Below are 25,496 nucleotides of genomic sequence, written 5' to 3' on the forward strand. Positions count from 1 at the left end.
CGGGAAGACTGAGCGGCGATGGTGTCGCCGCTCACGTCTCCCGCCTCGCCGTTCCCGCTCGCCGCCGCCTCCGAGGGTGGCGGCGCGCACTTCGACGTCGTCCTGCTCGGCGTGCTCGCCGGCGTGACGGTCCTGCTGCTGCTCGCGTACCACTCGCGCGTCCCGTACCCGATCTGGCTCGTCGTCGGCGGTGGCGCGCTCGCGTTCGTGCCGGGCCTCCCGCAGGTCGAGCTCGACCCGGACCTCGTCCTGCTCGTGATCCTGCCGCCGCTGCTCTATGCGGCGGCGTTCTTCTCGTCGCTGCGCGACCTGCGCGCGAACCTGCGCCCGATCGGGATGCTCGCGATCGGGCTCGTCGTCGCCACGACGCTCGTCGTCGGCGTCGTCGCGCACATGGTCGTCGACGACCTCAGCTGGGCCGCGGCCTTCACGCTCGGCGCGGTGCTGTCCCCGACCGACCCGGTCGCCGCGACCGCGATCGCCTCGCGCGCGGGGGCGCCGCGCCGCTTCGTCACGATCGTCGAGGGCGAATCGCTCGTCAACGACTCGACCGCGCTGATCATCTACAAGGCGGCCGTCGCGGCGGTGCTGACCGGCTCGTTCTCGCTGCTCGACGCCGGCTTCGACTTCGTCATGGGCGCGGCCGCCGGGATCGCGATCGGGATCGCGATCGGTGCCGTGATCGCGCGGATCCGGCGGGTCGTCGACGACCCGCCGACCGAGATCACGATCTCGCTGCTGACGCCGTACTTCGCCTACCTGCCGGCGGAGGCGCTCGGCGTCAGCGCCGTGCTGGCGGCGGTGACCTCCGGCATCTGGCTCGGCTGGCGCTCGCCGGAGCTGATCACGCCCGCGACGCGAATCCAGGCGTTCTCGGTCTGGGAGATCCTCGTGTTCGTCCTCAACGCGGCGCTGTTCGTGCTCGTCGGCCTGCAGCTGCCGGGGATCGTCGAGCAGATCTCCGACGACTACGCCGCCGGCCAGCTCGCGCTGTGGGGCGCGCTGGTCGCGGTGACCGTGATCCTCGTCCGCTTCGCGTGGGTCTTCCCGCTCACCTACCTGCCCGGCCTGCTCTCGCGCCGCGTGCGCGAACGCAACCCGTTCCCGCCGGTGACGAGCGTCCTGCTGATCTCCTGGACGGGCATGCGCGGCGCCGTCTCGCTCGCCGCCGCACTCGCGATCCCGCTGACGCTCGACGACGGCAGCCCGTTCCCCGGCCGCGACCTGATCGTCTTCCTCGTCTACGTCACGATCCTCGTGACGATCCTGGCGCAGGGGTTGACGCTGGCGCCGCTGATCCGCCTGCTCGGCGTCGAGGACGACGGCAAGGTCGAGCGGCTGGAGGCGAAGGCGCGCGTGAAGGCGGCGAAGCGGGCGATCGCGCGGATCGACGAGCTGGCCGCCGAGGACTGGGTCGGCGACCTCACCGCCGAGCGGATGCGCGGGCTCTACGAGTTCCGCATCCAGCGCTTCCGCTCTCGCTTCGACGACGAGGACGACGGCGCGGTGGAGGCGAGGTCGCTCGCCTACCAGCGGCTGCGCCGCGAGGCGCTCGGGGCGGAGCGCGCCGAGATCATCCGGCTGCGCAACGAGGGCGTCATCAACGACGCGGTGCTGCACACGATCGAGCGCGACCTCGACCTCGAGGACACGCGGCTCGACCTCGACGGCTCGGGCTAGCCGGCGCGCGCGGCTCAGCCCGGCTGCACGGCTCAGTCCGCCCGCGCGGCTCAGCCCGGCTGCACGGCTCAGTCCCCCCGCGCGGCTCAGCCCGGCTGCACGGCTCAGTCCCCCCGCGCGGCTCAGCCGGCGAGCACGCTGTGCAGCGTCGTGCGCAGCACGGCAGCCGCGCTCGCCTGGTCGATCCGGCCGGCGCGGACGTCGTCGCCGGTCGCGTGCAGGAGCGCGTAGAAGACGGTCACGAGCCAGTCGGCGGGCAGGTCGGTGCGGAACGCGCCCTCGGCGCGGCCGCGCTCGATCAGCTCGCGCACCGGCACCATCGCCTGCTCGTGGCTCGCGCGCAGCCGCTCGGCCGACAGCAGCTCGGCCGCCGTCCGCGCCATCCCCGAGTGGCGGTCGAGCACCTGCCAGCTCGCGTCGACGACGCGGTCGAGCGCGTCGCGCGCCGGCCCCGACGCCGGGTCGGCCGCCGCCAGCGCCGCGAGCGCCCCCTTCACGGCGCGCCGGACGACGGCCTCCAGCAGCGCCGCGACGCTGTCGAAGTGGGCGTACACGGTCACGCGCGAGACGCCCGACTCGGCCGCGACGGCGGCGATCGTGACCGTCGCGCTGCGCGCCAGCAGCCGCTCGACCGCGTCGAGGATCGCGCTGACGTTGCGCTCCGCGGTCGCGCGGCGGTGGTCGGTGGCGGCCATTGAGCCCACGCTACCGGTTGGGCCGTCCTGGATTGGTGTCGCATGCGAGCACCAATCCAGGACGACCGCTCAGTGCATCGCGGCGCGTGCGCCCGGCGCGGGCCGCACGGCCGGGAGCGCGACGAGCGCGACGACGGTGAGCGCGGCCGCGATCAGGCCGGCGGCGAGGAAGCCATCGCCGTAGCCGGCGGCCGGGTCGCCGTCCGCCAGCGCGCCGGCGGCGACGGCGGAGAGGACCGCGACGCCGAGCGCGGCGCCGAGCTCGTGGGCGGTCGTCATCAGCCCCGAGGCGAGCCCGGCCTGCTCGTGGCGGACCTCCGCCATCGCCGTCACCGAGACCGCGACGAACGCGAGCCCGACGCCGGCGCCGAGCAGCAGCAGCCCCGGCAGCAGGTCGCTGCCGTAGGCGGCGCGCGGCGGCGCCGCGGCGAGCAGCAGCGCACCGGCCGTGACGAGCACGAGCCCGCCGACCGCGACCGTGCGCGAGCCGGCGTGCGGCAGCAGCCGCGACGCGGCGTGGGCGCCGGCCAGGATCACGAGCGCGAGCGGCAGGAACGCGAGCCCGGTCTCCAGTGCGCTCGCGCCGAGCACCTCCTGCAGGTAGAGCGTGTTGAGGAAGAACGCGCCGACGAGGATGCCGGTCGCACCGAGCATCACCGCCGCGCTCGCGACGAGCGGCCGCTCGCGCCAGGTCGCGGGCGGCACGAGCGGAGCGGCGGCGCTCCGCTCGACGGCGGCGAAGGCGGCCAGCAGCAGCGCGCCGCCGCCGAGCAGGCCGAGCGTGCGCAGCGAGCCCCAACCGTGCTCGGCGGCGCCGTCGAGCCCCAGCACGACGAGCACGAGCCCGGCCATCACGGTCAGCGCGCCGGCGACGTCGAGCCGGCCGCGCGAGCGCGAGGCGGCGGCGCTCGGCGCGGCGGCGACGCTCGGCGCGTGGCTCGGCCCCTCGGCCGCAGCGCCGTGCGAGTCCGCGGCGCCGTGCGAGTCCGCGGCGCCGTGCGAGTCTGGGGCGGCTCGCGCCGGCACGAGCGCGGCGACGCCGAGGCCGGCGCCGATCCCGATCGGGACGTTGACGTAGAAGACCCACTCCCAGCTCAGCGCCGAGGTCAGCACGCCGCCGACGAGCACGCCGACGGCGGCGCCGGCGCTGCCGATCGCGCCCCAGACGCCGAGCGCGACCGCGCGCTGGTGGCCGTCGTAGGCGGTCGTCACGAGCGCCAGCGCGGCCGGCACGAGCAGGGCCGCGCCGACGCCCTGCACGGCCCGCGCGACGACGAGCACATCGGCCGTCGGCGCGAGGCCGCTGGCGAGCGACGCGGCCGTGAAGACGACGAGGCCGGCGAGGAAGACGGGGCGCCGGCCGAGCACGTCGGCGGCGCGGCCGCCGAGCAGCATCAGGCCGCCGGTGAACAGCACGTAGGCGGTGATGACCCATTGCAGGTCGGCGGGAGCGAAGCCGAGGTCGCTGCCGATGCTCGGCAGCGCGACGTTCACGACGGTGACGTCGAGGATGACCATGAACTGCGCCGCGCACAGCAGCGCGAGCAGCGTCCACGAACGGCGCGGCGGTGGCGGGCCATGGTGGCCGTGAGCGTCGTGGTCGGGGTGGGCCGGAGCGTGGTGCATGGCGGCGTTCCAATGGGTTGACAGCAGTGTCTACCCAGAGGATAGACACGCATTTACATTGCTGTCAACCCACCGAGTCCGCGCAACTCGCACGCGCCAACGCCGTTGACGCGGTCGACCATGCGCATTCCCACGCTCCTCCCCCTCCTCGTCCTCGCCGCCCTCGTCGGCGCCGCCGCGCCCGCCGGCGCCGCCACCCCGCAGCAGATCATCAGAGACTGCTCCGGATCGCCGACCGGCCTGCTGCGCGGCACCTACACGCAGGCGGAGCTGCGCGCCGCGCTCAACCGAGCGCACGGCGAGGTCGCCGAGTACACCGGCTGTCCCGACGCGATCCGCGCGAAGATGCGCGAGCTGGCCAGGGAGAGCGCGCGCGGCGGCGAGGGGAGCGGCGGGGGCGGTACGGGCGACGGCGGAGGCGGCGGACCGGCCGGCGGCGGGAGCGGCGCCGGCGCGGCCGGCGGCGACGGGGCCGGCGGCGGGCCTGCCGGGGACGGCGGGGCGGGCGGGGGCGGTGCCGGCGGGACAGGCGGCGACGAAACGACCGCCGACAGCGGGCCGGCCTCACCGCCGCCGCACCAGGCCGGCAGCAGCGTGCCGGTGCAGCTCGCGGGCGGACCGGTGGTGCCGGGACTCGGCGGCGTCGAGACCGACGGCACGCAGGCGCTGCCGCTGCCGCTGCTCGCCTTCTTCGCGCTGCTGCTCGCGACCGCCGCCGGCGTCGGCGCCGCGTCGGCCGGCCGGCTGCTGCGGGTTCGCGGGCGCGCCTGAACGTGCGGCGAGGGCCCGCGTCGGGCGCCCGGCGCGCCCGACTCAGTCCTCCTTCAGCAGCTCCTCCACCGAGCGGACCTTGTCGTCGAGCGTCTGCCCGGGCTTGTCGCGGCGCTCGTCGAGCTTCAGCACGGTGTAGACGCGCGGGATCCCCAGCTCGAACGGGACGGCGTGCAGCTCGCCGACGAGCGCGAGCACGTCCGCCGTCTCCCCCTCCAGCGAGGTCCCCATCGCGTGCATCTGGAACTTCACGCGGTCCTGCGCGGCGAGCCGCCGCTGGACTGCGGCGATGTACTCGCGCGCGCTCGCGTCCGGGCGTCCGAGCCCGATGATCGTCAAGTCTGCTGTGGCCATGCGCGGGAGCCTAGCTCCCGCCGGGCTCCGCGCCGCTGCCGCCGTCGCCGCTCCCGTGCGTGACGTGCTGGAGCGCGAGGTCCATCAGCATCCGCACGTGCGCGTCGTCGAGCGAGTAGTAGACCATCCGCCCGTCGCGGCGGTTGCGCACGGTCCGCTCGGCGCGCAGCACGCGCAGGTGCTGCGAGGTCGCCGCCTCGGGCTGGCCGACGGCCGCCGCGAGGTCGCAGACGCACAGCTCGCCGGCCTCCAGCAGCGCCGTCACGATCCGCACGCGCGCCGGCTCGGCGAGCACGTGGAAGACGCGCGCGAGCCGCTCGGTCGCGTCGTCGTCGGGCATCCGCGCGCGCACGGCCGCGACTCGCTCGGGGTCGACGAGGCGGACGGCGCAGGTGTCGAGCGGAACCGGCTCGGGCATCGCCTCAAGGCTACGCGACGCGGCAAGTCACCCTGCCCGGGTGAGCGTCAACCACCCCGGCGCCGGGAAGGATCCAGCGCGTGGACGACTCCGAGCTCGACGGCCTCCTCGGCTGGTGGGAGACGGCGAACTACCTCACCGTCGCGCAGATCTACCTGCGCGACAACCCGCTGCTGCGCGAGCCGCTGCGCGCCGAGCAGATCAAGCCGCGGCTGCTCGGCCACTGGGGCACGTCGCCGGCCCTGAACCTCGTCTACGCGCAGCTCAACCGGCTGATCCGCACGACCGGCGCGCGCATGCTCAACATCACCGGCCCCGGTCACGGCGGCCCGGCGGTCGTCGCGAACGCCTACATGGAGGGGACGTGGTCGGAGGTCTACCCCGACGTCGGGCGCGACCTCGCCGGCCTGCTGCGGCTCGTGCGGCAGTTCTCGACGCCGGGCGGGATCCCCAGCCACGTGAGCGTGCCGGTCCCCGGCTCGATCCACGAGGGCGGCGAGCTGGGCTACGCGCTCGTCCACGCCTTCGGCGCCGCGTTCGACAACCCCGACCTCGTCGTCGCGTGCGTCGTCGGCGACGGCGAGGCGGAGACCGGGCCGCTGGAGGGGTCGTGGAAGGGCGTGCGCTTCCTCGACCCGCGCCACGACGGCGCGGTGCTGCCGATCCTCAACCTGAACGAGAACAAGATCTCCGGGCCGACCGTGCTCGGGCGCGCCGCGCCGGAGGAGGTCCACGAGCTGCTGCACGCGCACGGCTACGCCCCGGTCGAGGTGGCGGGCGACGACCCGCGCGTCGTCCACCGCGAGTTCGCCGCCGTGCTCGACGCCGCCTACGAGGAGATCCGCACGATCCAGCAGGCCGCGCGCACCGGCGGCGCCGGCGCGGCCGGCCGACCCCGCTGGCCGGCGCTGGTCCTGCGCACGCCGAAGGGCTGGAGCGGCCCGAAGGTCGTCGACGGCGTGCCCGTCGAAGGCACGTTCCGCGCCCACCAGGTGCCGCTCGCGAACGTGCGCGAGAACCCCGCGCACCTCGCGCAGCTGGAGGCATGGATGCGCAGCTACCGCCCGCAGGACCGCTTCGACGACGCCGGCGCGCTCGTGCCCGAACTGGCGGCGCTGGCGCCGCACGGCGACCATCGTCTCGGCGCGACGCCGCACGCCAACGGCGGCCGGTTGCTGGCGCCGCTCGACCTGCCCGACTACGGCGCCTACGCGGTCGAGGTCGCGCAGCCGGCGACGAGCAGAGCGGAGTCGACACGCAAGCTCGGCGAGCTGCTGCGCGACGTCTACGTGCGGACCGAGACCTCGCGCGACTTCCGCCTCTTCTGTCCTGACGAGACGAACTCCAACCGCCTCGGCGCCGTCTTCGAGGTCGCCGACCGCGAGCTGCAGGACGCGCACCCCGAGGACGAGGCGATCGGGCCGGGCGGGCGCGTGATGGAGGTGCTCTCCGAGCACTCCTGCCAGGGCTGGCTGGAGGGCTACGTGCTGACCGGGCGGCACGGGCTGTTCGCGACCTACGAAGCGTTCGCGATGGTCTCCGCGTCGATGGCGGTGCAGCACACGAAGTGGCTCGAAGCCGCCCGCCACCTCGACTGGCGCGCACCGGTCGCGTCGCTCAACATCCTGCTGACGTCGACCTGCTGGCGCAACGACCACAACGGCTTCAGCCACCAGGGCCCGGGCCTGATCGACACGATGATCTCGCTCAGCGGCGACGTCGTGCGGGTCTACCTGCCGCCGGACGCGAACTGCCTGCTGTCGGTCGCCGACCACTGCCTGCGCAGCCGCGACTACGTCAACCTGATCGTGATCGACAAGCAGCCCGAGCTGCAGTACCTCAGGCTCGACGCCGCGAAGGCCCACTGCGCGGCCGGCGCGGGGACGTGGGCGTGGGCGGGCAGCGAGCGTGCGGGCGAGGACCCCGACGTCGTGCTGCTCTGCATCGGCGACGTGCCGACGCTGGAGACGGTCGCCGCCGCCTGGCTGCTGCGCGAGCACGTGCCGGAGTTGCGCGTCCGCGTCGTCAACGTCGTCGACCTGATGGCGCTCAGCCCGCCCGAGATCCATCCGCACGGGTTCAGCCAGGAGCGCTTCGCCGAGCTGCTGACGACCGACGTCGAGGTGATCACCGCCTTCCACGGCTATGCCCGCGCGCTCCACCAGATCCTCCACGGCCGCCCCAACGCGGGGCGCTTCCACGTCCACGGCTTCAACGAGCAGGGGACCACGACGACGCCGTTCGACATGGTCGTGCTGAACGAGATGAGCCGCTACCACCTCGTGCTCGATGCGCTGCGTCGCACGCGGCGGGTGCCGTCGGGCGCGGCGGAGCTGGAGCGCTGGTGCGAGACCCAGCTGACCCGCCACCACGCCTACGTGCGCGAGCACCTCGAGGACATGCCCGAGGTGCGCGACTGGGTCTGGACCGACTGAGCCGGCGGGCGCCCGCGGCCGATGCGCGTCCTCGTCGTCAACGCCGGCTCCAGCAGCCTCAAGCACGCGGTCGTCGAGAGCGACGACGGCCGCGTCAGCGCCGCCGGCGAGGAGCGCTGGGACCCCGGCGACACGCCCGGCCGCCACGGCGACGCGCTCGCTGCGACGCTCGACGCCGCCGGCCACGCGGTCGAGGCGATCGGCCACCGCGTCGTGCACGGCGGCACGCGCTTCGAAGCGCCGGCGCTGATCGGCGACGACGTCGTCGCCGCGATCGAGCAGGTCGCGGCGCTCGCGCCGCTGCACAACCGCGCGGCGCTGGAGGGGATCGCCGCGGCGCGGGCCGCGTTCCCGCACACGCCGCAGGTCGCCTGCTTCGACACCGCATTCCACCGCACCCTCGAGCCGGCCGCGGCGACGTACGCGATCCCGGGCGAGTGGGCGGCCGCGCACGGGATCCGCCGCTTCGGCTTCCACGGGCTGAACGTGTCGTGGTGCGCCGGACGGGCGGGCGAGCTGCTCGGCCCCGCGGCGCGGCGACTCGTCGTCTGCCACCTCGGCAGCGGCTGCTCGGTCACCGCGCTGCTGTCGGGCCGCTCGGTCGACACGACGATGGGGTTCACGCCGCTCGACGGCGTCCCGATGGCGACGCGCTCGGGCGCACTGGACCCGGGAATCCTGCTCTACCTCCAGCACAGCGGCGGCCTCGACGCCGACGCGCTCGACGACGGCCTCAACCACCGCTCCGGCCTGCTCGGGATCTCCGGCCGCTCTTCCGATCTGCGCGAGGTGCTGGCGGCTGCCGAGGACGGCGACGCCCGCTCGCAGCTCGCGTTCGAGGTGCTGGTGCGCGGCGTCGCGGGCGCGGTCGCCGCGCAGAGCACCGCGCTCGGCGGCCTCGACGCGCTCGTCTTCACCGCGGGCGCCGGCGAGAACTCGGCCCGCCTGCGCGCCGCAGTCGCCGCGCGGCTCGTCCACCTCGGCGTGCGGCTCGACCCGCGGCGCAACGGCCGCACGGTCCCCGACTGCGAGATCGGCGCCGAGGGGGCGAACGTTCGCGTGCTCGTCCTCCGAGCGCGCGAGGACCTGGTGGTCGCGCGGGAGACGGCGGCGGTCGTGCGGCGGCGCGGCGCGGGCTGACGAGCGGGCCGCGCGCGCCGCCTCAGCCGCGCGTCACCTCCGCGAGGAGGGCCCCCGGACGCCAGCCGGGGATCTCCGTGTCGGGGCAGGCGGAGATCGCGACGGCGGTCGGGCGCAGCGCCTCCAGCACGAGCGAATCGCCCGGCGCGATCTGCGATGCGGACAGCGCGTCGTACCAGTCGTCGGTCGCGCGCGAGCTGACGAAGAACGACAGCATCCCGGTCAGCTCGCGCCGCTCGAGCCCGAGCGCGGCTGCGATCAGGTCGCGGCAGCCGGGCCGCCCGTCCGCGTACAGCTCGCGGTAGCAGCCCGGCATCACGACGTCGTTGCGGCCGGCGCCGACGCACGCGACGACGTGCAGGACCGGCTCGCCCTCGCCGTCGTAGAGGCGCATCCCGGGGTCGGCGTGGAACGCCATCACCGGCCGCCCGTAGCGCTCCCAGCCGTTGACGTTGCGCGTCAGCGCCTGGTCGAAGCCGGGGAAGCTGAGGTCGCCGCCCTGCGCGCCGTCGGGCGTCGCGACCCGCAGCCGGTCGCCGGTCGCCAGCTCGACCCGCCGCGCGCTCGCGTGCGGGATCTCGATCGATCGCGTCGTCATCTGCGTCGTCTCCTCTGTCGGGGTGCACGTCGCGCGATCGGGACTGACCGCGCGGTGCCCGCCTGCGACGGAGGTCGCCGGTGCGGCCCTTCCGGGCTGCGGCGCAACGACGGACGATCAGCGCCGTCGCGAACGCTAGGCGGCAGCGGCCGTCGCTGTCAAGCGCCGCGGAACGGCGGGCGCGGGCCGGCGCGCTACGCCGACTCGGGGCCGCGCAGCGGCGGCTCGCCGCGATGCGCGCGCAGCTCGCTGACGCCGCCGCGCAGGAAGACGATCGCCTGGTCGACGAGCGCGAGCGCGGCGTCGCGGTGGGCGACGGGGTCCTCGACCTCGCCCTGCTCCTCGTGGACTCTGCCGATCGCCGCCATCGCGCCGATCGCCGCGGCGGACGCGAGCTGCGCGGCGACGTCGTCGGGCGTCGTGCCGAGGTCGCGCGCGATCGCGTCGCCCAGCAGCCGCTCGGCCCGCTCCATCTGCCGGCGTTCGTACGCGCGCAGGTTCTCGTCGCTCTCGATCACGCCGCGCCGGGTCCGCTCGCGGGCGTGCTCGTGCTTGTCGCCGAGATCGTCGAACAGCTCGCCGATCCACGAGCGCAGCGCGTCGACCGCGTACTCGCCGGGACCGCGGTCGCGCAGGCGCTCCTCCAGCCGCTCCATCGCGTCGGCGGAGTGCGGGAAGACGAGGTCCTCCTTCGCCGGGAAGTAGGCCGAGACGGTGCGCGGCGAGACGTCGGCCGCCTCGGCGATCTGCGCGATCGTCGTCGCGCGGAAGCCCTGCGCGTCGAAGAGGTCGAGTGCGACGCGCGCGATCGTCTCGTAGGTCCGCCGCTTCTTGCGCTCGCGCAGCCCCGGCTGGGCCGCGGCGTGCCGCGCCACCGCGGCCAGCGGCGAGGCCGGCAGGACCGCTGCGTCGACGTCGGCGAACTTGTCGCTCATGGCGCGAGCCTAGCGATCCGCTGCATTGGACGAACTTCTACCCGCATTGCGAAGTTGCATGAGCTGCAATCTTACAGCCTCTGTGATACCGTCCCCCGGCGCTTCAGGCGCCTCCTCCGCCCTCGCCCACCACCAGGAGCACGGATGTCGTCCTTCCTTGCGCGCATAGCGCGCGCATTGACTCAACATTGGAAGCGCAGCCTCGTCATCGCGATCCTCGTCGTGATCGCGCTCGGCGCACTCGCCGGCACGGCGAGCCAGCCGCCCGACGACTTCGACGTCCCGGGCACCGAGTCGCAGCAGGCGACCGACCTCTTCCGCGATCATGCTCCCGCGCTCGCGGGCATCGACGCGACGCTCGTCTTCACCGTCCCCGACGGGAGCACGATCACCGCGCCCGAGTCGAGAGCGGCGATCGACAGAGCGCTGGCCGACGTCAGAAGACTCGACGGCGTGATCGAGGTCGGCGACCCGTTCCAGCGCGTCGCGGCCGAGGGCAACGCGTTCGCGGACCGCCTCGCGACGACCGACGTCCGCTACGACCTCGAGTTCGGCGACGTCAGAGCCGAGAACGGCAGAGAGCTGCAGAGCACCGTCGACGACGCGCTCAGAGGCAGCGACGTCGACGTCGAGATGCGCGGCATCGTCGTCGACGTCGCCGCCGAGCAGGACGTGCCGGTCGGCGAGCTGGTCGGCATCGCGCTCGCGATCGTGCTCCTGACGTTCCTGTTCCGCTCCGGCGCCGCGATGTTCGCGACGCTCGTCGGTGCGCTGATCGGCGTGGTCGTCGGTCAGATCCTGCTCGCGATCCTCGCCGACCCGCTCGGCCTGCCGAGATTCGCCGGCGTGATCGCGATGATGCTCGGGCTCGGCGCCGGCATCGACTACGCGCTCCTGATCGTCGGGCGATACCGAGAACAAGCCGCAGCAGGGGACTCGCCCCCAGACGCGTCGGCGAAGTCCGCCGCGACCTCCGGCGCGTCCGTCGTCGCCGCCGGCCTGATCGTGATCGTCGCGATCGCCGGCCTGCTCGTGGTCGGGATCCCGATGATCGGCAAGATGGGTCTCGGCGCCGCGATCGCCGTCGCCTGCGTCGTCGTCTCCTCGCTGACGATCCTGCCGATCATGATCGGCGCGCTCGCCAAGCGCCTGAAGCCGAAGAAGCCCGAGCACGTGCTGCCTTCGCCCGCGTTCGCGCGCTGGGCCGAGCTGATCACGAAGCGCCCGTGGGTGTCGATCGCCGCCGGCGTCGCGATCCTGCTCGCGTTCGCGATCCCGGTCACCAGCATGCACCTCGGCCAGCCGGACGACGGCAACCAGCCGGAGTCCAAGACGCAGCGCCAGGCGTATGACCAGCTGTCGACGGCGTTCGGGCCCGGCTCCAGCTCGCCGTTCTTCGTCGCGATCGACGTCAGAAGAGGCGACGACCAGAGAGCCAACCTCGACAGACTCGCGTCGGCTCTGAGAGTCGACGGCGTCGAGAGCGTGTCGCCCGCCGAGCTGTCGAGAGACGGCGAGATGGCGACGATCTTCGTGACGCCGACGACCGCGCCGCAGGACCAGGCGACGACCAGACTCGTGCACAAGCTGCGCGACGACGTGATCCCGCCGGCGGTCGCAGGCACCGACCTGAAGGTCTACGTCGGCGGCCAGGTGCCGGGCATCGAGGACTTCTCGGCGAAGGTCGCCTCGCGCCTGCCGCTGTTCATCGCGATCGTGATCGGCCTCTCGGTGCTGCTGCTGATGGCGGCGTTCCGCTCCGTCTGGGTGCCGCTCGTCTCGGCGGTCTTCAACCTGCTGTCGATCGGCGCCGCGTACGGCGTCGTGACGCTGGTGTTCCAGAAGGGCTGGGGCGCGAGTCTGCTCGGCGTCGACTCCGGCGTGCCGATCATGTCGTTCGTCCCCGTGATGATGTTCGCGATCCTGTTCGGGCTGAGCATGGACTACAACGTCTTCCTGCTCTCCCGCATCCGCGAGGCGTACCACGAGGGCGACGGTCCGCGCGAGAGCGTCATACACGGCGTCTCGCGGATCGGCAAGATCATCCTGTTCGCCTGCCTGATCATGGCGTCGGTGTTCCTCGCGTTCGTCTCGCAGCCCGACGTGATCGCGAAGATGTTCGGCCTCGGCCTCGGCCTCGCGATCCTCATAGACGTGCTCGTCGTGCGGCTCGTGATCGCGCCCGCCGTCGTGCAGCTGCTCGGCGACAAGGCGTGGTGGCTGCCGACCTGGATGGACCGCCTGCTCCCCAACATCTCGCTCGACGGCCACGAGGTCGACGCGCAGACCGAGGCGGAGCTGGAAGCCGCGATCAAGCAGCAGACCGGCGAACACGAGAAGGTCACCTCCTAGCCGGTCCGCACCACAGCGACGACGTTTACGGAAGGGCGGCGCGCGAGCGCCGCCCTTCCGCGCGTTAGGCTCCGTAATGTGGAGCCAACCGCCGACGACGTCGAGCCGGTCGCGAACGAGACGCGCGACCGGATCATCACCGGCCTCGTGACCGTCGTGCCGGTGCTGGCGCTGGGCCTCGTCGCCTGGCAGCTGTGGGCGGTCGCGCTCGGCTGGAGCGACCTCGCCGTGCTCGCGATCATGTACGTCGCGACCGGCCTCGGGATCACGGTCGGCTTCCACCGCCTGTTCACGCACCGCTCGTTCAAGACGACGCCCGCGGTCCGCGCGGTGCTCGCCGGACTCGGCTCCGCGGCGATCGAAGGGCCGGTGATCTCGTGGGTCGCCGACCACCGCAAGCACCACGCCTTCTCCGACCGCCATGGCGACCCGCACAGCCCGCATGTCGGCCACGGCCACGGCTGGCGCGGCGCGCTGCGCGGCCTGCTCCACGCGCACGTCGGCTGGCTGTTCATCCACACCCAGCGCGGGCGCAAGGAGCGCTACGCGCCCGACCTGATGAAGGACCCGGTCGTCGCGTTCGTCGACCGCACGTTCATCTGGTGGGCGATCGGCGGCTTCCTCGTCGCCGGCGCGCTCGGCTTCCTGCTCGGTGGGATCTCATGGCAGGCGGGGCTGACCGGGATCCTGTGGGGCGGCCTGGTGCGGACGCTGCTGCTGCACCACGCGACCTACTCGATCAACTCGCTCTGCCACTTCTTCGGCCGGCGCCCGTTCGAGACCGGCGACGAGTCGCGCAACCTCGCCTGGCTCGCGCCGCTGACGTTCGGCGAGGCGTGGCACAACGGCCACCACGCGTTCCCGACCTCCGCCCGCCACGGGGTCGACCGCGGCCAGCTCGACCCCTCCGCCGGCGTGATCGCGCTGCTGGAGAAGTGCGGGCTGGCGTGGGACGTCGTGCGCGTCGACGAGCGCAAGCTGGAGGCGAAGCGGACCGTCTGACACGGCCCGCCCGCCACGGTCAGCCGGCCCGCACGCCGCAGGTCACGTCAGCTTGATGTCGTACTCCTTCGCCTTGTCGCGGATGATCGCCTCGGCTCTCGCCGTCGCGGCGATCGTCGCCTGCGTGACGATCGCGCCGCCGCTGTCGTAGTCGCGCGGCGTCTGGCCGCGCTCGAACTCCTGCCACGCGAGCATCACCGGGATGTAGCCCTGCTGGTAGGGCTGCGCGTTGACGGTACCGGCGACCCAGCCCTGCTCGATGCCGGTGATCGTCGACTCCAGCAGGTCCCACGTGCCGATCGGGATCTCGCCGGGCTCGACGCCGGAGGAGCGCAGCGCGGGGATCACGCCGTTGACGTCGGAGATCGACAGGATCCCGGCGACGCCGTCGTCACCGAGCTGGCGCAGCTTCGCTCTGTAGGCCGTCTGCGCGGGCGCGTTGCCTCTCGCCGAGCCGTCGATGAAGCGCTCGTACTCGAAGTTCGTGCCGTGCAGTCTGTTCAGCTCCATCAGCCCGTCGCGCGCGCCCTCCAGCCGCATCTCGACGTTGTCGTTGCCGGGGAACGGGAGGCCGCCGAGCACGACGCCGTCGCTCTTGCCGGCTCTTCTCATCGCCTCGAACAGCACCGGCGCGAGCGCCTTCCCGCCCTCGTACTCGTCGGCGCCGATGAACGCGATGCCCAGCTCGTTCGACAGCTCCGGCAGGTTGTTGGCGTTGTTGAACATCACGAGGATCCCGTCGTCCTGCGCCTTGCGCACGACCTTCTCCAGCCCCGGGACCCACGCCGGCGTGACGAGCACGTCGGGCCGCGCCGCGGCGGCGCGGCTGACGACGTTGACGACCGACTCGGCCGAGTACTGCGCGATCGGCACGCCGACCTTCTGGTACTCCCAGCCGAGCGTCCGCGTCGCCTCGGTGAAGCCGACGTCGAGCTGGAGGTTCCACGGCGCGATCGCCGCGAGCGCCCAGATCACCTTCTTCGGCTCGCCCAGCAGGCCGGCCGCCGCGCCGCTCGCGGCCGCGGTCGACGTGCCGCTTCCGCTCGCGTTCGCGGTCGAGACGCCGGTGTCGTCGTCACCGCCGCCGCAGGCGGACAGCGCCAGCCCGCCGATGCCGACGAGGCCGGCCGCCTCCAGGAACCTGCGGCGCGACGTACGGCGGTCCTCGCGCCCGTCGGGCGCTTCGCTTGCTCGCTCCATCCCTCTCTCCTGTTGCTCGATTACCCGGCGGTGCGATTGCGCGGCAGCAGCTGCCGCAGCGCCCGCGCGATCGTCGACCGGCGGTTGATCGCCACCTCGATCGTCGCGACCAGCACGATGATCAGCCCGACGAAGAAGTCGTTCCAGTTCGCCTGCGCGCCGATCAGGACGAGGCCGTTGGCCAACATCCCGACGATCGCGACGCCCAGGACCGCCCCGTAGATGCTGCCGTCGCCGCCCGTCAGCGCGACGCCGCCGATGATGATCGCGGCGAACACCTGCAGCTCGAAGCCGGTGCCCGTCGACGGGCTCCCCTCCAGCAGCCAGCCGCCCGTGATCGCGCCCGAGAGGCCGCACGAGAGGCCGACGAGGACGAAGCAGAGGAAGCGCACGCGACGCGTCGAGATGCCGCTCGCGCGGGCTGCCTTGTCGTTGCCGCCGGTCGCGTAGACGTGCGCGCCGAACGGCGTGAAGTGGAGCGCGAAGGCGCCGATCGCGACGACCGCGGCGGCCCACAGCACCTCGACCGGGAAGTCGCCGATCGTGCCGTTGGCGATCGTGAAGAAGCTCGACTCCAGCTCCATCGGATAGGTGATCGGCTGCCCGCCCGTGATCACGTACGAGAGCCCGCGCAGCAGGCTGTACATGCCGAGCGTGCAGATGAACGACGGCACGCCGACGACCGTGCAGACGACCGCGTTGATCGACCCCATCAGACCGCCCGCGATCACGGTCAGGCCGGCCGCGAGCCACGGGTCCAGGCCCCAGTTCACGATGAAGACGGCCATCAGGACGGTCGCGAGGCCGTACTGCGAGCCGACCGAGATGTCGATCTCTCTCGCGATGAAGAGCATCGTCAGCGGCACGCCGACGATCAGCAGGAACGTGCTGATGCGGGCCATGTCGTAGACGTTGTCGAGCGTCAGGAAGCGCGTCCCGAAGATCGAGAAGAAGACGAACAGCAGCGCCGCGACGGCGGTCAGCGCGGTCTGCCGGCCGGCCAGCAGGCGGCGCACGCGGTGGCGGCCGGCCGGGCGGAAGTCGGGCTCGGGCGCCGGCCCCGGCGCGGTCGCGCCGACGGCTTCGGTCACGCTCATGGCTGGCCTCCGGCCTCTCCGGCGACGATCAACTCGACGACCTCCTGGCGCGTCGTCCGCTCCGTCACGAGGTCGGCGATCTTGCGCCCGAGGCGGAAGACCATGATCCGGTCGGAGAATCTGAGGACGCTCTCGATGTTGTGGCTGATCACGAGCACCCCGTGGCCCTCGGCGCGCAGCTCGCCCATCAGCTCGACGACACGGCGCGACTCTCTGACGCCGAGCGCGGCGGTCGGCTCGTCGAGCAGGATCACGCGGCTGCCGCGCATCACCGCGCGGGCGATCGCGACCGCCTGCCGCTGGCCGCCGGAGAGGTCGCCGGCGAGCGCGTGCACGCTCGGCAGGCCGACGCGCATCCGGTCGATCACCGTGCGCGCCTCCTTGACCATCCGCTTGCGGTCGGTGACGACGCCGAAGCGGCGCGGCTCACGGCCGAGGAAGAGGTTGGAGGCGACGTCGCGGCGGTCGACGAGCGCGAGGTCCTGGAAGACGGTCGCGATCCCGAGGTCGTAGGCGGCCTGCGGCGAGTCGAGCGCGATCGGCCTGCCGTCGAGCCGCAACCCGCCCTCGTCCGGCGCCTGCACGCCGGAGAGGATCGAGACGAACGTCGACTTGCCGGCGCCGTTGTCACCGACGACGGCGACGATCTCGCCCGCGTGCAGCTCGGCCGAGACGTCGTTGAGCGCGGTCACGTGGCCGTAGCGCTTGACGAGCCCGTGGGCGGAGAGGAGTGGCGGCGCACTCGTGGCCGCGGCGGTGGCGCCGGTGGTGGCGGCGCCGGTGGTGGCGGACGCGCCGTCGGTGGCGGCCGGCGCGGGCTTAGTGTAAGGAAGCTTTCCTTCCATCATGTGGCAAACCTACCCACCCGCTCATGGGGTGTCAAGCGCGCCGGCCGGTGTTCATCGTCCTGGATTGGTGTCGTCCTGGGACACCAATCCAGGACGGTGCCCGGCGACTAGGTGGCGAGGGCCTCGGCGGCGAGCTGGCGGTGGGCGAGGAAGCGGACCGCGTCGTCGGCCGCCAGCTCCTGCAGCAGCCGCTCCAGCGCGGCGAAGCGGTAGCCGCGGCCGATCACCTCGGGGTGCATCGTGATCGTCACCGCGCGCCGCTCGGCGGCGGCATGGGCGATCTCGCCGCGCGTCGCCTCCAGCCACGCGCCGAGCGCGGCGATCCGCCCGCCCGCGACCGCGTCGAAGCCGAAGAACGGCCAGTCGTCCAGCGACCAATGCACCGGCAGCTCCAGGATCTCCAGCTCCCCATGGCGCTCGACGTAGGGGCGGTCGTCGCCCATGCAGCTGCTGTCCCACGCGAAGCCGGCGTCGACGAGCAGCCCGAGCGTCTCCGCGGTCAGCTCCCACGACGGCGAGCGGTAGCCGGCCGGCCGCACCCCCGCGACGTCGTCCAACGCCGCCAGCCCCTCGTCCAGCTCGCGCGCCTGCTGCTCCAGCGGGCGCCCGAGCGACTCCAGGTGGCGGTGGCCGTGGTGGCCCAGCTCATGGCCGGCCGCGACGAGCGCGCGGATCGCGTCGGGGTAGCGCCGCGCCGTCATCCCCGGCACGTAGAACGTCGCCGGCAGCCCGAGGCGGTCGAGCACGCCGAGCAGCCGCGGCAGCCCGCGCACGATCCCGAAGCGGCCGTGCGAGACGCTGGAGAGCCCGACCCGCTCGCGCGCGTCGTAGACCGACTCGGCGTCGACGTCGAACGTCAGGCAGACGGTCGCGCCGGCAAACGCGCCCGGCCGGCTCACGAGAGCGCGACCTCGACGAACGGCGCCGTGCACGGCTGCCCGCCGGCGACCCACATCCGCCGCGCGGTCACGTCCATCACCACCGACGCGAGCGTCTGCACGCGGTCGATCCAGTCGTGCTCGTCGCCCTCGCGGTGCGTGCAGACCGAGCCGGGCGCGTGCGCGTGCGAGGCGAGCGCCGCCATCGCCGCGGCGGGCGCGACGGCGCCGTCGGCGAGCAGGCGCAGCAGCTCGCCGCGCCGCACCGGGCTGTCGGCGATGCCGTCCGGCCCGGTCGCGAGGTCGTCGACGCCGGTGGGGTCGAGGAAGTGGTTGGTGTGGACGAGCAGCCCGCCGTCGGCCGCCACGACCCGCGTCCCGCGCGGCGTGATCTCCGCCGCGGCGACGCCCGCCGGCGTCGCGACCGTGTAGGTGGAAGAGGCCGTCACGGGCGTCTCGCGCGCCAGCGCAAGCGCGCCGTCGAGGTCGCGCGCGTGCTCCAGCAGCGCGCGCCCGAGCAGGTGGATCGGCAGGCCACCGAGGCCGCCGTCGTCGGCCGTCGCGAGGAAGTTCAGCGCGATCCCGACACCGGCGTCGTTGAGACCGAGCTTGGCGAGGATCCCCGCCTCGGTGAACGTGCAAAGCCAGCCGCCGCCGGGCAGGTCGATCCGCCACAGCAGGCGCGCGTCGCGCAGGTCGGGGTGGAAGTCCCAGTTCTGCGCGAGCAGCACGTGCCCGTCCACCCCGCGCGCGGACTCGGCGCCGATCGTGGAGCACTCGGCGAGCGGCCCGCGGTAGGCGCCGCGACCGCCCGGGGCGCAGGCGTAGCGGCCGCCGGCGATCAGCTCGGTGCGGGCGTTGACCGCCAGCAGCAGCTCGCGCTCGATCCCGGCGCCGTCGGCGATCCCCTCGATCTCCTCGGTCATCGCGGCGTGGCCGAGCGCGGCGAGCCGATCGCGCAGGGCGGCGCCGGCGCGCGCCAGGTCGGCGTCGCCGAGGCCGAAGTCGTGCGCGAGGATGCGGCGGTAGAAGGAGACCGTCGCGGCGACCGCGTCGGGCTGGGCGCGCCCGAGCGCGCGACCGCGGTCGTACGGCGCCGCCGGCGGTGAGCGGTGGGCGCGCACGCCCTCGACCACCCACGGCACGTGCGCGGTCACGTGCCGCTCCGGCGGGCGGCGGCGACCCGCACGCCGGTCGTACGCTGCTCGAAGACCAGCTCGTGCGCGACGTCGAGCCCGGTCGCGATCGCGCCGAGCACGACCGCGTCCTCGCCGAGCATCGTGTCGACGACGCGCGTGCGCAGCGGCGTGATCCGCTCCAGCTCGCGCTCGAGCGCGCCGCGCAACAGCTCGAAGTTCGTGCCGATCCCACCGCCGAGCACGACCAGCTGCGGATCGACGATCGCGGCGACGGCGGCGACGATCAGCGCCAGCCGCTCGCCCTCGCGCTCGACCGTCCGCAGCGCCAGCTCGTCGCCTCTGCGGGCGGCGGCGAAGATCTCCTTCGCCGTCTCGACACCGGTCATCCCCAGCTCGCGGGCGGAGCGCACGACGCCCTCCGCCGACAGCACGTCCTCGACCATCCCGCGGACGCGGTCGGGCGGGCTGCCGGGATCGCCCGACAGCGGCAGGAAGCCGATCTCGCCGGCCATCCCGTGCGCACCGGCGTACAGCTCGCCGTCGAGCACGATGCCCATCCCGACGCCGGTCCCGAGCGTGATGAAGACGAACGTGTCCGCGTCGGCGCCGTGGCCGTAGGAGCGCTCGCCGAGCGCGGCGAGGTTGGCGTCGTTCTCGACCGCGAGGCTCGGCGAGAGCACCCGCCGCAGGTCCTCGACGAGCCCGCGCCGGCCCCAGCCGGGCAGGTTCGGCGCCAGCAGCATGCGGCCGCTGGCGGCATCGAACGTGCCGGGGCTGCCGACGACGGTGTGGACGATGTCGACCCACGCGAGGCCGGCCGCGTCGACCACCTCGCGCGCCAGCCGCTCGACCGCGCGCACGACCGAGGCGGCGCTGCGCGCGCCGTTGCGGGCGTCGCGTCGCGCGACGACGACGCCGGCCAGGTCGGCGACCGCGACGCGCACGAACTCGCGCCCGATGTCGACGCCGAGCACGAAGCCGGCGCGCGTCTCGGGCTCGTACACGACGGCGGCGCGACCGCGGGCGTGCGAGTGTCTGCCGGCCTCGCGCACGAGCCCGGCCGCCTCCAGCTTGCCGAGCGCGAGCGAGACTGTCGGCTTCGAGAGGCCGGTCTCGCGCGCCAGCTCCGGCCGCGACATCGACCCCTCGCGTCGCAGCAGGTCGAGCAACGAGCGCTCGTTGATCGTCCGCAGCAGGCTCGGCGTGCCCGGCTGCTGCCCACCACCCGGGCGCGGGATCGCGCGTGCCGCTCTGTTGCCTTCGGGCCCCCTGCTCATCGGCCGTTGAGTCTAGGGCGGGACGGCGACGCGGTCGGCCGCGCCGCCGCGCGCAGGGCGCCGCAGCCGGGCCCGCGCCGGGCGCGCCGGCCCGGCTCGCGTTGACTGATCGATTGACTCCGCATTTGTTAGAAAAGTATCCTCACAAGAATGTCCTGGTCAACCCCTCCCGGTTTCGTCCTCGGAATCGACTTCGGCGGCACGAAGATCGCGCTCGCCACCGTCGCGACCGACGACGGCCGCATCATCGACTCGGCGCTGCTGGAGACCGACGCCGCGCGCGGCGCCCCGCAGGCGGTCGAGCGCGCGCTCGCCGCCGCGCGCCGGCTGCTCGATCGCGGCGCTGCCGCGGTCGGCGCCGAGTGCGCCGCCGTCGGCGCCGTGAGCCCCGGCGTCGTCCTGCCCGATCGGATCGTGCTCGCCCCCAACGTCCCGGGCTGGGAGCAGCTGGCGCTGGAATCGCTGCTGCGCGACGGGCTCGGCGTCCCCCGCGCCGTCGTCGGGACCGACGTCAAGGCCGCGGGGCTGGCCGAGGCGCTGTGGGGCAGCCTGCGCGGCAGCGACCCCGCGCTCTTCCTCAACCTCGGCACCGGCCTCGCCGCCGCGTTCGTCGCCGACGGCCGCGTGCTCGCGGGCGCGCACGGCGCCGCCGGCGAGCTCGGCTACAACGCCCGCGACCGCGCCGCCGCCGGCCCGCCGACGCTCGAGGAGGTCGCCGGCGGGCGCTCGATCGGCGAGCGCGGGGGCGCGCTCGCCGGCCGCCCGATGAGCGCCGCCGAGGCGTTCGCGAGCGAGCTGCCGCCGGTGCGCGCACTCGTCGAGGAGACGCTCGACGAGCTGTTCACCCACCTCGCGAACGCGATCGTGCTGCTCGACCCCGCGCGCGTCGCGCTCGGCGGCGGGCTGCTCAGATCGGAGGCGCGGATCCTGCCGCCGCTGGCCGCGCGGCTGGCCGAGGTCGTCCCGTTCCCACCAGAGCTGGTGCGGGCGCGCTTCTCCGACGACGGCGCGCTGCTCGGCGCCGTCGCGCTCGCGCTCGGGGCGGTCGGCGTCGAGCTGGCGTCGGTGCCGCTGCCCGCCGGGGAGCGGGCCGCATGAGCGCCGCCGGTTCGATCATGGCGGCCGAGATGGCCGAGCAGCCGGACGTGCTGGCGCGCTTCTCCGCGCGCTTCAGCGCCGAGGCGGCGCGTGTCGCGGCCGTCGTCCCGCGACCGCTCGCCGGCGTCGTCTTCGCCGCGCGCGGCTCCTCCGACCACGCCGCCGTCCACGGCCGCTACCTCGCGCAGCTCACGTCCGGGCGCCCCGCCGGCCTCGCGGCGCCGAGCCTCCACACGCGCTACGACGCCCGCACCGACTACTCCGGCCACCTCGTCGTCGCACTCAGCCAGTCGGGCGCGACGCCGGAGATCGTGACGCTGTGCGAGCGCGTCCGGGCCGGCGGCGCGCGCTGCGTCGCGATCGTCAACGACGTCGCGAGCCCGCTCGGCACCGCCGCCGACGTCGCGATCGGCCTCGGCGCCGGGCCGGAGCTGGCAGTCCCGGCGACCAAGACCGTCACCGCGCAGCTGCTCGCCGTGACCGCCGTCGCGGCGGCGCTCGGGCCGCTGCCGTTCGGGGCGGGAGCGGACCAAGCGCTCGCCGCGCTGCCGGCCGCCGTCGCCGCGGCGCTCGCCGATCCCGCGCCCGCCGAGCTGCTCGCCGCCCGCTGGCGCGACGCCGAGCGGATGGTCGTGACCGCCCGCGGCCTGCTCCAGGCGGTCGCGCTGGAAACGGCGCTGAAGGTGAAGGAGACGACCGGGATCCTCGCCGAAGGACTGTCGGCCGCCGACCTGCGCCACGGGCCGATCGCCGCCGTCGGCCCCGCCGTCGCGGTGCTCGGCTTCGACGCGGGCGGCCCGGCGTCCGGCGACCTGGAGGAGCTGGCGGACGTGGTCGCCGCGCGCGGCGCGGCGCTCGCGCGCTGCGCGCCGGACGCGGGCGCCGAGCTGCCGCTCCCGGGCGCTCTGCCGGAGCCGCTCGCGGCGATCGTCGCGACGGTGCGGGGCCAGCAGCTCGCGCGCTCGCTCGCGCTCGCGCGCGGCCTCGACCCCGACGCGCCGCCGTCGCTGTCGAAGGTGACCGCGACGTACTGAGCGCCCGCGGCCGCCGCCGCCACCCGCCCACGGTCCCCCGGCCCGGCGCGCGCGGGTATCCTGGCCAGGTGAGCATCACTCGACACCTCGACGACGTCCGCGACCAGCGCATCGCCCATGTCGTCCCGCTCGTGACGCCCGCGCTGATGCTCCACCAGCTCCCGCTGACGGACGCCCAGGCGGAGGTCGTCGTCCGCGGGCGCGGCGACGCCGCGCGCATCCTCGACGGCGCCGACGACCGGCTGCTCGTCGTCGTCGGGCCGTGCTCGGTGCACGATCCCGACGCGGCGCTGGAGTACGCCCGCCGGCTCGCCCCGGTCGCCGCCGAGCACAAGCAGGACCTGTGCGTCGCGATGCGCGTCTACTTCGAGAAGCCGCGCACGACGACCGGCTGGAAGGGCCTGATCAACGACCCGCACCTCGACGGTTCCAACGACGTCAACACCGGCCTGCGGATGGCGCGCAGACTGCTGCTGCAGGTGCTGGAGCTGGGGCTCCCGGTCGGCTGCGAGTTCCTCGACCCGATCATCCCGCAGTACATCGCCGACACCGTCGCCTGGGGCGCGATCGGCGCGCGCACGACCGAGAGCCAGACGCACCGCCAGCTCGCCTCGGGCCTGTCGATGCCGGTCGGCTTCAAGAACCGCACGGACGGCAACGTCGGCGTCGCGGTCGACGCCGTCCGCGCCGGCGCCGCGCCACACACCTTCGCCGGCGTCGACGTGACCGGAACGCCGGCCGTCTTCACCACGCGCGGCAACCCGGACTGCCACATCATCCTGCGCGGCGGGCGCGGCATGACGAACTACGGGCCGGCGCAGGTCGCCGAGGCGCTGTCGGCGATGCACGCCGCCGGCCTGCGCGAGCGCGTCATCGTCGACGCCTCGCACGACAACAGCGGCAAGGACCACGAGCGCCAGCCGCTCGTGGCGCAGGCGCTGGCCGAGCAGGTCGCGGGCGGCGACAGAGCGCTCGTCGGCGTGATGCTGGAGTCGTTCCTCGTCGCCGGCAGCCAGAGCCTCGGCGACGGCAAGGACCTCACGTACGGCCAGTCGATCACGGACAAGTGCATCGACTGGGAGACGACGGTCGACGTGCTCGCCGGCCTCGCCGCCGCGGCGAGAGCGCGCCGCACCGCCTGACGCCGGCGCCGGTCGACGCGACCACCGCGCCGTGCAGCTGCTGACCGTCTCGCTTTCCGACGACCCCGTGCTCGACGTGGCGGTCGGTGCGGGGCTGCTGGAGGTCGCCGCGACCGATCGCGCGACGCCGCCCGTCTTCCGCATCGACCGTCCGGCGCCGACGCTCTCGTTCGGCCGGCTCGACCGGATCCGGCCCGGCTTCGCGGCGGCGGTGGAGGCGGCGCGGGCACGCGGGTTCGAGCCGACGCTGCGGGTCGGCGGCGGCCGCGCCGCCGCGATCCACGAGGGCGCGCTCTCGTTCGGGATCGCGCAGCCCGACGACGGCTCGATCACGACGACCGATCGCTTCACGTGGCTGGCGGAGCTGGTGCGGGGGGCGCTGGCACGCGTCGGCGTGGCCGCGGAGCGGGGGCAGCTGCCCGACGAGTATTGCCCCGGCGACTGGAGCCTGCACGCCGGCGGCGTCAAGCTCGCCGGCCTCTCGCAGCGCGTGAAGAAGGACGCGACCTGGACCGAGGGCCTGCTGCTGGTGACCGGCGGCGACCGCGCGCGCGAGGTGCTGACCGCCGTCCACGCGGCGCTCCAGCTGCCGCTCGACCCGGCGACAGTCGGCGCGGTCGAGGACGTCGCCGCCGGCACGACGGTCGACGCCGTCGCCGCCGCGCTGCGCGACGAGCTGACCGCGCGGGGCCCGGTGGCGGAGATCCCGCTCTCGTCCGCCGCCCTCGCCGCCGCCGAGCGCCTGCGCGAGCGGCATGCGGTGGAGTGAGCCGGGCGCCGACCGCGCCGCTACTCGTCGCGCGGCGGCGGGCGGAAGACGATCCGCTTCAGCTCGCCGATCGTCGGGCCGCTGAGCCGCAGGGCGGTGTGGAAGCCCTCGTCGCCCAGCTCGCCGCTGTCGAGCCGGCGGCGCAGCTCGTTGAGCGCGGGACGGTCGTCGTCGGAGACCTGGTCGCGCGCGACCTCGATCAGGATCGCGTGGCGCGGGCGGCGGAACTGGGCGGCCATGCGGACCCAGTGGTCGCGCTCCTCCCACTCCAGCGTGTCCGCCGCGATCACGACCGACTCACCGGCCTCGAAGCGCTTGTGCGCCGCGGCGTCGAGCAGCTGCACGGCGCGCTCCTCGACCTGCTCCTCGGGGACGCGGCCGGCGAGCAGCCCGCGGACCTTGTCGAGCCCGAGGACGGCGGCCTGGTCCTCCAGCAGCGTGCGTCTCGCGAAGCGGTCGCGCTCGGCGGCGGCCGGCGACAGGATCATCACGAGGCTGCCCGGCGTGTAGCGCATGCGGTCGGTCGGCGACAGCACATGGCAACGGACCGTCACGTCGGCCGGACGGCTGGGAGCGCCGTCACGGCGGGGACGATCGGAGGACCAACCGCCCCGTTCGTCGTCGGAGAACTTGACGCTGCGCGTGGGCGGAGGATTGGTCATGCACTCCATGATGGCGCAGTGCAGCCGCAGAAACGAGCGAGGCCCGCCGGTGGCGGGCCTCGAAAGACACAGTCGTGTGAGCTCAGCGCTCTCAGATCTGCTGGACGTTGACCGCCTTGGGGCCCTTCGGGCCGGGCTCGGAGTCGTACGAGACCTTCGCGCCCTCGGGCAGCGAGCGGTAGCCGTCGCTGATGATGCCGGTGTGATGGACGAAGAGGTCCTTCGACTGGTCATCAGGGGTGATGAAGCCGAAGCCCTTGTCGTCGCTGAACCACTTGACGGTTCCTGTAGCCATTGTTCCGTGTCCTCCACGGGGTTTTCGTGTGCTGCGAACGCGGAGGTGCTA

General features: G+C 74.1%; 24 protein-coding genes. 10 read left to right on the plus strand and 14 right to left on the minus strand.

Features of this window, described 5'->3' with window-relative positions; translation table 11 throughout:
• Nucleotides 1-18 precede the first annotated feature (18 nt).
• Nucleotides 19-1,680 (plus strand): Na+/H+ antiporter, encoded by a 1,662-nt coding sequence (locus CWOE_RS24985; protein ID WP_012936441.1) that lies wholly within the window; start codon nt 19-21, stop codon nt 1,678-1,680.
• A 122-nt stretch (nt 1,681-1,802) separates the two neighbouring features.
• Here CWOE_RS24985 and CWOE_RS24990 read toward each other — a convergent pair whose 3' ends face one another.
• Together CWOE_RS24990 and CWOE_RS24995 are read right to left on the minus strand one after the other, a co-directional pair.
• Nucleotides 1,803-2,375, minus strand: coding sequence for a TetR/AcrR family transcriptional regulator (locus CWOE_RS24990; RefSeq protein WP_012936442.1), 573 nt, complete (start codon nt 2,373-2,375; stop codon nt 1,803-1,805).
• A 69-nt stretch (nt 2,376-2,444) separates the two neighbouring features.
• Complete coding sequence (locus tag CWOE_RS24995) at nt 2,445-4,001, minus strand: MFS transporter (RefSeq protein ID WP_012936443.1); 1,557 nt, start codon at nt 3,999-4,001, stop codon at nt 2,445-2,447.
• Nucleotides 4,002-4,121: 120 nt separating this feature from the next.
• On the opposite strand from CWOE_RS24995, the gene CWOE_RS25000 reads away from it, so the two are divergent.
• Nucleotides 4,122-4,772, plus strand: coding sequence for a hypothetical protein (locus CWOE_RS25000; protein WP_012936444.1), 651 nt, complete (start codon nt 4,122-4,124; stop codon nt 4,770-4,772).
• Between the two features lie 42 nt (nt 4,773-4,814).
• Here the strand turns inward: CWOE_RS25000 and CWOE_RS25005 are convergent, their stop codons facing one another.
• Complete coding sequence (locus tag CWOE_RS25005; protein ID WP_012936445.1) at nt 4,815-5,126, minus strand: MTH1187 family thiamine-binding protein; 312 nt, start codon at nt 5,124-5,126, stop codon at nt 4,815-4,817.
• A gap of 10 nt (nt 5,127-5,136) precedes the next feature.
• Nucleotides 5,137-5,544: an ArsR/SmtB family transcription factor gene (locus tag CWOE_RS25010; protein WP_012936446.1), complete on the minus strand. Its 408-nt coding sequence runs from the start codon at nt 5,542-5,544 to the stop codon at nt 5,137-5,139.
• Between the two features lie 80 nt (nt 5,545-5,624).
• Between CWOE_RS25010 and CWOE_RS25015 the strand changes: the two genes are divergently transcribed.
• Both CWOE_RS25015 and CWOE_RS25020 read left to right on the plus strand, forming a co-directional pair.
• The gene (locus tag CWOE_RS25015; protein WP_012936447.1) at nt 5,625-7,979 is read left to right on the plus strand and encodes a phosphoketolase family protein; all 2,355 of its coding nucleotides are present in this window, start codon (nt 5,625-5,627) and stop codon (nt 7,977-7,979) included.
• A gap of 21 nt (nt 7,980-8,000) precedes the next feature.
• The gene (locus CWOE_RS25020) at nt 8,001-9,119 is read left to right on the plus strand and encodes an acetate/propionate family kinase (RefSeq protein WP_012936448.1); all 1,119 of its coding nucleotides are present in this window, start codon (nt 8,001-8,003) and stop codon (nt 9,117-9,119) included.
• A gap of 22 nt (nt 9,120-9,141) precedes the next feature.
• On the opposite strand, the gene CWOE_RS25025 is transcribed toward CWOE_RS25020, so the two are convergent.
• Nucleotides 9,142-9,717: an urea carboxylase-associated family protein gene (locus CWOE_RS25025; protein WP_012936449.1), complete on the minus strand. Its 576-nt coding sequence runs from the start codon at nt 9,715-9,717 to the stop codon at nt 9,142-9,144.
• 194 nt (nt 9,718-9,911) lie between these two features.
• Entirely contained in the window at nt 9,912-10,652 is a 741-nt protein-coding gene (locus tag CWOE_RS31405; RefSeq protein ID WP_012936450.1) for a TetR/AcrR family transcriptional regulator, read from the minus strand.
• Nucleotides 10,653-10,829: 177 nt separating this feature from the next.
• On the opposite strand from CWOE_RS31405, the gene CWOE_RS25035 reads away from it, so the two are divergent.
• Complete coding sequence (locus CWOE_RS25035) at nt 10,830-13,004, plus strand: MMPL family transporter (RefSeq protein ID WP_236262156.1); 2,175 nt, start codon at nt 10,830-10,832, stop codon at nt 13,002-13,004.
• A 78-nt stretch (nt 13,005-13,082) separates the two neighbouring features.
• Nucleotides 13,083-14,006: an acyl-CoA desaturase gene (locus CWOE_RS25040; RefSeq protein WP_012936452.1), complete on the plus strand. Its 924-nt coding sequence runs from the start codon at nt 13,083-13,085 to the stop codon at nt 14,004-14,006.
• Nucleotides 14,007-14,048: 42 nt separating this feature from the next.
• Here the strand turns inward: CWOE_RS25040 and CWOE_RS31410 are convergent, their stop codons facing one another.
• The 6 genes from CWOE_RS31410 to CWOE_RS25070 all read right to left on the minus strand — a co-directional run bounded on the left by CWOE_RS31410 (nt 14,049) and on the right by CWOE_RS25070 (nt 20,445).
• Entirely contained in the window at nt 14,049-15,206 is a 1,158-nt protein-coding gene (locus CWOE_RS31410; protein ID WP_012936453.1) for a substrate-binding domain-containing protein, read from the minus strand.
• Nucleotides 15,207-15,226: 20 nt separating this feature from the next.
• Nucleotides 15,227-16,303: an ABC transporter permease gene (locus tag CWOE_RS31415; protein WP_012936454.1), complete on the minus strand. Its 1,077-nt coding sequence runs from the start codon at nt 16,301-16,303 to the stop codon at nt 15,227-15,229.
• A complete protein-coding gene (locus CWOE_RS25055; protein ID WP_201447060.1) occupies nt 16,300-17,148 on the minus strand; it encodes an ATP-binding cassette domain-containing protein in 849 nt (282 codons plus the stop codon). The genes CWOE_RS31415 and CWOE_RS25055 overlap by 4 nt, the downstream gene beginning before the upstream one ends.
• A 110-nt stretch (nt 17,149-17,258) precedes the next feature.
• Entirely contained in the window at nt 17,259-18,050 is a 792-nt protein-coding gene (locus CWOE_RS33675; RefSeq protein WP_012936456.1) for a polysaccharide deacetylase family protein, read from the minus strand.
• Complete coding sequence (locus tag CWOE_RS25065) at nt 18,047-19,186, minus strand: C45 family autoproteolytic acyltransferase/hydolase (protein WP_012936457.1); 1,140 nt, start codon at nt 19,184-19,186, stop codon at nt 18,047-18,049. The genes CWOE_RS33675 and CWOE_RS25065 overlap by 4 nt, the downstream gene beginning before the upstream one ends.
• The gene (locus tag CWOE_RS25070; protein ID WP_012936458.1) at nt 19,183-20,445 is read right to left on the minus strand and encodes an ROK family transcriptional regulator; all 1,263 of its coding nucleotides are present in this window, start codon (nt 20,443-20,445) and stop codon (nt 19,183-19,185) included. Before CWOE_RS25070 ends, CWOE_RS25065 begins: the two co-directional genes overlap by 4 nt.
• Nucleotides 20,446-20,595: 150 nt before the next feature.
• Here CWOE_RS25070 and CWOE_RS25075 point away from each other — a divergent pair, with 150 nt between their 5' ends.
• The 4 genes from CWOE_RS25075 (at nt 20,596) to CWOE_RS25090 (ending at nt 24,488) form a co-directional block, all read left to right on the plus strand.
• Nucleotides 20,596-21,543, plus strand: a complete 948-nt coding sequence (locus CWOE_RS25075) for an ROK family protein (protein ID WP_012936459.1) — start codon at nt 20,596-20,598, stop codon at nt 21,541-21,543.
• A complete protein-coding gene (locus CWOE_RS25080; protein ID WP_012936460.1) occupies nt 21,540-22,577 on the plus strand; it encodes an SIS domain-containing protein in 1,038 nt (345 codons plus the stop codon). The genes CWOE_RS25075 and CWOE_RS25080 overlap by 4 nt, the downstream gene beginning before the upstream one ends.
• Before the next feature lie 68 nt (nt 22,578-22,645).
• Entirely contained in the window at nt 22,646-23,719 is a 1,074-nt protein-coding gene (locus tag CWOE_RS25085; RefSeq protein WP_012936461.1) for a 3-deoxy-7-phosphoheptulonate synthase, read from the plus strand.
• A 31-nt stretch (nt 23,720-23,750) separates the two neighbouring features.
• Nucleotides 23,751-24,488: a lipoate--protein ligase family protein gene (locus CWOE_RS25090; protein ID WP_012936462.1), complete on the plus strand. Its 738-nt coding sequence runs from the start codon at nt 23,751-23,753 to the stop codon at nt 24,486-24,488.
• Between the two features lie 20 nt (nt 24,489-24,508).
• Here the strand turns inward: CWOE_RS25090 and CWOE_RS25095 are convergent, their stop codons facing one another.
• Both CWOE_RS25095 and CWOE_RS25100 read right to left on the minus strand, forming a co-directional pair.
• Nucleotides 24,509-25,150 carry a hypothetical protein gene (locus CWOE_RS25095; RefSeq protein WP_148261149.1) on the minus strand — a complete coding sequence of 214 codons (642 nt, stop codon included), beginning with the start codon at nt 25,148-25,150 and terminating at the stop codon, nt 24,509-24,511.
• Between the two features lie 91 nt (nt 25,151-25,241).
• Entirely contained in the window at nt 25,242-25,445 is a 204-nt protein-coding gene (locus tag CWOE_RS25100; RefSeq protein WP_012936464.1) for a cold-shock protein, read from the minus strand.
• Between the last annotated feature and the right edge of the window lie 51 nt (nt 25,446-25,496).

Source organism: Conexibacter woesei DSM 14684, assembly GCF_000025265.1.
GTDB lineage: Bacteria > Actinomycetota > Thermoleophilia > Solirubrobacterales > Solirubrobacteraceae > Conexibacter > Conexibacter woesei.